The sequence below is a fragment of the Methyloglobulus sp. genome, assembly GCF_040079455.1.
In the GTDB taxonomy this organism is placed as follows: domain Bacteria; phylum Pseudomonadota; class Gammaproteobacteria; order Methylococcales; family Methylomonadaceae; genus Methyloglobulus.
Window position 1 is genome coordinate 1 of sequence record NZ_JBEBKJ010000138.1, and the last position, 5,127, is coordinate 5,127.

Below are 5,127 nucleotides of genomic sequence, written 5' to 3' on the forward strand. Positions count from 1 at the left end.
GTTTGGGCTAGGTTCTTCCAGGACATAGGCTATTGCTCGAACTTGAATAAAGGCTTATTTTACCCATTTTGGGGCTTGAGGTCGTGCAAAGGTCTCATTCTGATATATAGGATATGCCGACGCAAGAAGCAAATCAATCGCGAACTAAAATGTGGATACAAACACATTGTGTGGATGCCACATTCACCCCACCAAAACGGTGTACTTTCTGAAAGCAAAACTGGAAGTGTGACCAAGCCATTTCTGAGATACCAACACAGACAATTATTTATGACTCTTTGGCAATCACGGAGAAATTACTGCCATCAGAAATGGACATTGATGTTAGGAGAAGGCATTTACAAATTCAAATTGCACTTATTGAAATTGGGCTTCAACTTGGCTTTAGAACATGGATTGCACATAACGATAAAGGCTTTCAGTATGGAGAAAAGAAAGTAGGTGAGTTAGAGGGGGTTATTGCTAGGCTTTCGGATGAACGAGTGCTTGCATCTTATGAAGAAGCTAGAGTAGCGGCTAATCTGATTGACTGTATTTGGTTCAAAAATGGTAAGTTGATGCCAGCAGTAATGGAGGTTGAGCAAAGTACTGGCGTTACAAGCGGACTTACCCGAATTAAAAAATTCCAAGATTTAGGGCCACGTCTTGCTAATATTCGCTGGGTAATTGTTGCTGCGGATGAAGATCGTGAGGAGGTAATTCGTAAAGCCAACACTTTGCAATTTCAATCGCTTAATACAAAGTATTTTTCATACTCGGCGGTTGAAGAGTTATATAGCTTGTGCAAGAGACGCAAGATTTCGAATAAAGCAGTGAACGAGGAGTTTTTAGATTGTTTCATTGAGCCGTGTTTAACAACGTTGCCACTTAACTAAGTGCTAGCTATAAGTTACAGATAACAAAGACCTATTTTCCATTATTATTTCTTAATCAACGTAACCAAACGGGCTTTATCATCAATATTGACTTGATACCGCCCCAAAACACTCATCCCCAACAACTTATTTTCCCCTAACAATTGGTCTGCAATAAAAGCCACTTCGACATTTTCTAGGGTTTCCCCGGCAATTTTCAATTCCTGCAACAGGCCAATTTTTGCGTCGGCCATGCCATTGGCGGTTTGCATTTTTCCTAGGGTAAATTTACTGTCGGTAAGGCCTAATTGGTCAATCATGGATTCTGGTAAGACCACCAAATCTGCGCCAGTGTCGATGACCATATCCACGGTTTGCCAAATCCTGCCATCGCCTGAAAGGGCAACTGAAACGGTGAAGTGATTGCCTTGGGGACTGGTTGGCAACACGATACGGTTGTCTTTATGTTTTTGCTTTTTATTGATGATGACGATGCGCTCAATCTTTCCTTTAGTACTTCGGCTGACGATGTGATTGTATGATGCAAAAAGCTGTTTGATTTGTTGCTCTAAGCTGCCACTGGTCAGGACTTTTTCTGCATTTTGGATGCGTTCCAGGCCAGTGATCTGGATTTTATTCTGGTTTTGTAACGCCTGTATTTGGGCAAACAAATCATCTTTATCTTCCGCATGTGCGCTTAAAGCAATCAACACTAAGAAAGAAGTGATTAAAAAAAGCAGATGTTTTCTAATAAGGATGAGGGGGTTGATTGATACCATTCGTTTTAAGCCATTCAGGGGGTTGATTGATACCATTCGTTTTAAGCCATTCAGGGTGTTGCTGTTTACTTACATTAACATACAAAACACTTCCATAGACCAGTCTTTGATTAACTACTGGGGCTTTGGACACCAATTATTTCCCTCAACACCGAGGTAGCGTAACTGCCACCAGGCAAGGTAAAGTGGAGTTGTAAGGTCGTCTGATTGCTGAACCGCCATTCCAGATCTTCCACATTCACCCGTAAAGCGCGTCGGGCTTTTTCTACGCCAGTAGCAACCAAGCCCTGAGCCAGCTCGCCATAACCATCGACAATACGTCGTTCAATAGCGAGTGCATCCCCAGACACATCAACTTCGCCCTTGCCCCATAATACGCCTGTTGGATGGATGGTTTTGGCTTCAAGTCGGCGCAGAATTTCCGCATCCTGCAATTGCGATTTAAAAGTGCTATTCGAATTGTCGAATATAAAGGTATCGCCGGAAAGCGCCTTGTTCCAGCTTCCTGTGGTGACTCTTTCACTTAGAATCTGATTGAACAAATACGAGCGGGAAGCCGATAGATACAGGCTGCGCTGTTCTCGTTTTATTTTGTCGCCCCTAAACATCGCCAAGGCTTTATTGACATTCTGTCCTTGGTTGCCAAAACGCTGTTCACCGTAATAATTGGCAATGCCATTGGCTTTGATTAGCCCTAACTGCCCAATGGTTTTTGCCTGATCGCCTTGCCAGTCACGAATGGTGATTTCAAACCGGTTACCCGACAAGACACCGCGCTTTAATTTACGGGCATGACGTACTGTGTGCAGCACCTTCATATTGTCGGTTGTCAGTGCCATCCAATCAGGTTCGGATTTACCAGGCAGCCAAACGCTAAACCATTGGGTCGTCACCGCATGACGGTCTTTCAGTCCGGCATAGCCAATATCACGCTGGCGCACATTGACAAACCGAGCTAATTGGCGGACAACATAGTCGGTATTTTCGCCAGTTTTCTGTATTTGCAAAAAGACATGCTCACCTTCGCCGGAAGGCTCAAAAGCAAGATTTTCATCGACGATAAAATCTTCCGGTACGGTGCGGATTTTGCCGACACCTGATGGCGAACCGTAAACAAAAGGCCAAATAGGGATTTCAATATTCATCGAGGGTTAAAAATAATATTCGTTTCTAGTGGAATTACAGCGAGGATTTCGATTTTTATTTTCTTTAGTGCTATTCTTAACATCGTACTTAAATCTTAAGGTATAGATGCTTTTCTAAAAACACAAATACCCTTTAGAATTGCCTTCTGTTTATTAAGTAAAAATTTTTTTATTTCAATATGTTACAACATACCCTCAAATTTCAATATCAGGTTTCTAGCGTTCAGAAACCTCATTGGGAATAGCGACTATCACTCTTCTTTCGCAGTAGCTTAGCTAATTTAAAACTCAAAAATTAAAACAGGGTGTTACATCATGATAAACAATAGCCGAATCCTGATTGTCGATGATGTGATCGATAATATCAGAGTTGCCATGAACATCCTGAAGGAAGATAGCTACGAATTTTCGTTTGCTCAGAACGGCACAGAGGCATTGCGCCTAATCTTCGATGATACCGAACCATTTGATCTGATTTTATTGGATATCATGATGCCTGGGTTCAATGGCTTTGAGGTTTGCCAAAAATTAAAAGAAAACATCAAAACTGTAGAAATCCCTATTATTTTTTTAACTGCAAAAACCGATGTCGAAGCCATTACCAAAGCTTTTGAAGTGGGCGGCGTTGATTACATCAGCAAACCCTTTCATGCTAACGAACTGTTAGCTAGAGTTAAAACCCATCTGGAACTTTACCATGCCAGGAATCTATTAAAAAAACATAATCTTTATCTAAAATCCAAAAGCAAGTTTGAAAAGCAACGTTTATTGTCCGAACTGGAGGATAGCCAAAAAGAATTAATTTTTATCTTGGCCGAATTAATGGAGGCCACTTCCGATGAAACTGGCAAACATATTAAGCGGATAGCGGAAAGCTCCGCGTTAATGGCCAAATACCATCCCACTTTGAATGAAGGTGATGTGGAAACGCTTTATCACGCATCACCGATGCATGATATCGGTAAAATGACTATTCCAATGGAAATTTTGCATAAACCTGGTCTACATAGCGAGGAAGAATTTTCCATTATGAAGAGACACACCTCGAATGCTTACGAGTTACTGTCGCATTCTAAGCGTAACCTGCTTAAAGCGGCTGCCATTATCGCTCATGAACATCACGAAAAATGGAATGGCAAAGGCTATCCTCGCGGTTTAAAAGGTGAGGAAATTCATATCTACGGGCGTATTGTGGCGTTGGTGGATGTATTCGATGCCCTAACGCATAAACGCCACTATAAAGAAGCCTGGGAAACAAACGATGCTGTCAAGTACATCATAGATCATCGCGAAACCCAGTTCGACCCCGAATTAGTCGACATTTTCGAAACGCATCTGGATGAGTTTATTGCCATCGCAAAATCTAAGTGAACGGTACGTAGCTATTAAATGGATGGTAATTTCTCCTGTTCGCTAAGCTCTCGCAACGCTGTTAGCAACAGAGTGTTAAGGCTCTGTGCATCGGTTACACTCATTTTTCTTTTTCTCCCAACAATCTTGTTTGCGAATGAACATTCTTCAAAGCTAGACCCCGTTAGCATTCAACTGAACTCGCAGCACACCTCCCAGTCTGCCGACTATGATGCAGCGATTGAAAAAAAATCTAATGGTACTACCGTACCTTTAACTCCAGAGGAAAAAACCTGGATTCATGACCATCCGGTGGTTCGCTACGGTGGTGAAAAAGAATGGCCGCCCTATGATTTTGTGGATGAAGACGGCAAACATACCGGACTTAGCCGAGATATGTTGGAATTAATCGCCAAGTACAGCGGCTTAAGCTTTCAGCCTGTCGTCGCTAATTGGGATGAATTGTTGGCGAAAACAAAAGCGCATCAAATCGATCTGTTGCCGGTGCTTTATGATCCTGAAGATCGCCACGATTACCTCAAGTTTACCCAGCCTTACCAGACGGCACTGACGTATTTTTTTATTCATGACGCGGTTCAAGCCAAAACATTCGACGAATTAAACAATAAAACTTTAGCTATACCTAAGGGCTATGGTCAAATTGAGCAGATAAAAGAACGGTTTCCAAAGCTTAAGATACTGGAAACAGACAATCTTGAAGATGCAGTTCACGCCGTCCTCGAAAGAAAAGCGGATGTGTTATATGACAATTATTCCGTCATTAGCTATTTGTTGAAACAATACAATATCAGCGTTATCCGGCCTTTTAAATCGATGCCCACTGGTGAAACTCAAAAGCTGGCGATGGCCGTTCGCACAGATTTGCCCGTGTTGTTATCGATTGAGACCTTTGCACAAACAGCAGAAACTCCGGCTGACTGGTCAAAAGCCGATTTTTTTGAATTGGCATTCACCTTAATGGGCGGTATTCGGCTGAAA

The 5,127-nt window shown here is 42.2% G+C and carries 5 protein-coding genes; 3 read left to right on the forward strand and 2 right to left on the reverse strand.

The annotated features are described in order from the left end of the window. Window positions 1-278: 278 nt before the first annotated feature. The gene (locus tag ABL924_RS17745) at window positions 279-875 is read left to right on the forward strand and encodes a hypothetical protein (protein WP_349028428.1); all 597 of its coding nucleotides are present in this window, start codon (window positions 279-281) and stop codon (window positions 873-875) included. Window positions 876-919: 44 nt separating this feature from the next. Here the strand turns inward: ABL924_RS17745 and ABL924_RS17750 are convergent, their stop codons facing one another. Both ABL924_RS17750 and truD read right to left on the reverse strand, forming a co-directional pair. Beyond that, window positions 920-1,669 carry a retropepsin-like aspartic protease gene (locus ABL924_RS17750; protein ID WP_349028429.1) on the reverse strand — a complete coding sequence of 250 codons (750 nt, stop codon included), beginning with the start codon at window positions 1,667-1,669 and terminating at the stop codon, window positions 920-922. Window positions 1,670-1,743: 74 nt separating this feature from the next. Next, a complete protein-coding gene (truD, locus tag ABL924_RS17755; RefSeq protein WP_349028430.1) occupies window positions 1,744-2,778 on the reverse strand; it encodes a tRNA pseudouridine(13) synthase TruD in 1,035 nt (344 codons plus the stop codon). Between the two features lie 315 nt (window positions 2,779-3,093). Between truD and ABL924_RS17760 the strand changes: the two genes are divergently transcribed. Beyond that, a complete protein-coding gene (locus tag ABL924_RS17760; protein WP_349028431.1) occupies window positions 3,094-4,149 on the forward strand; it encodes an HD domain-containing phosphohydrolase in 1,056 nt (351 codons plus the stop codon). 126 nt (window positions 4,150-4,275) lie between these two features. Further along, window positions 4,276-5,127 (forward strand): transporter substrate-binding domain-containing protein (locus ABL924_RS17765; protein WP_349028432.1); only part of this gene is annotated, 852 nt, incomplete at its 3' end.

What these genes read in the sequence shown, in the direction of transcription:
- truD (WP_349028430.1), bottom strand. Translation starts at nt 2,778, where the DNA reads ATGAATATTGAAATCCCTATTTGGCCTTTTGTTTACGGTTCGCCATCA.
- ABL924_RS17750 (WP_349028429.1), bottom strand. Translation starts at nt 1,669, where the DNA reads ATGGTATCAATCAACCCCCTGAATGGCTTAAAACGAATGGTATCAATC.
- ABL924_RS17760 (WP_349028431.1), top strand. Translation starts at nt 3,094, where the DNA reads ATGATAAACAATAGCCGAATCCTGATTGTCGATGATGTGATCGATAAT.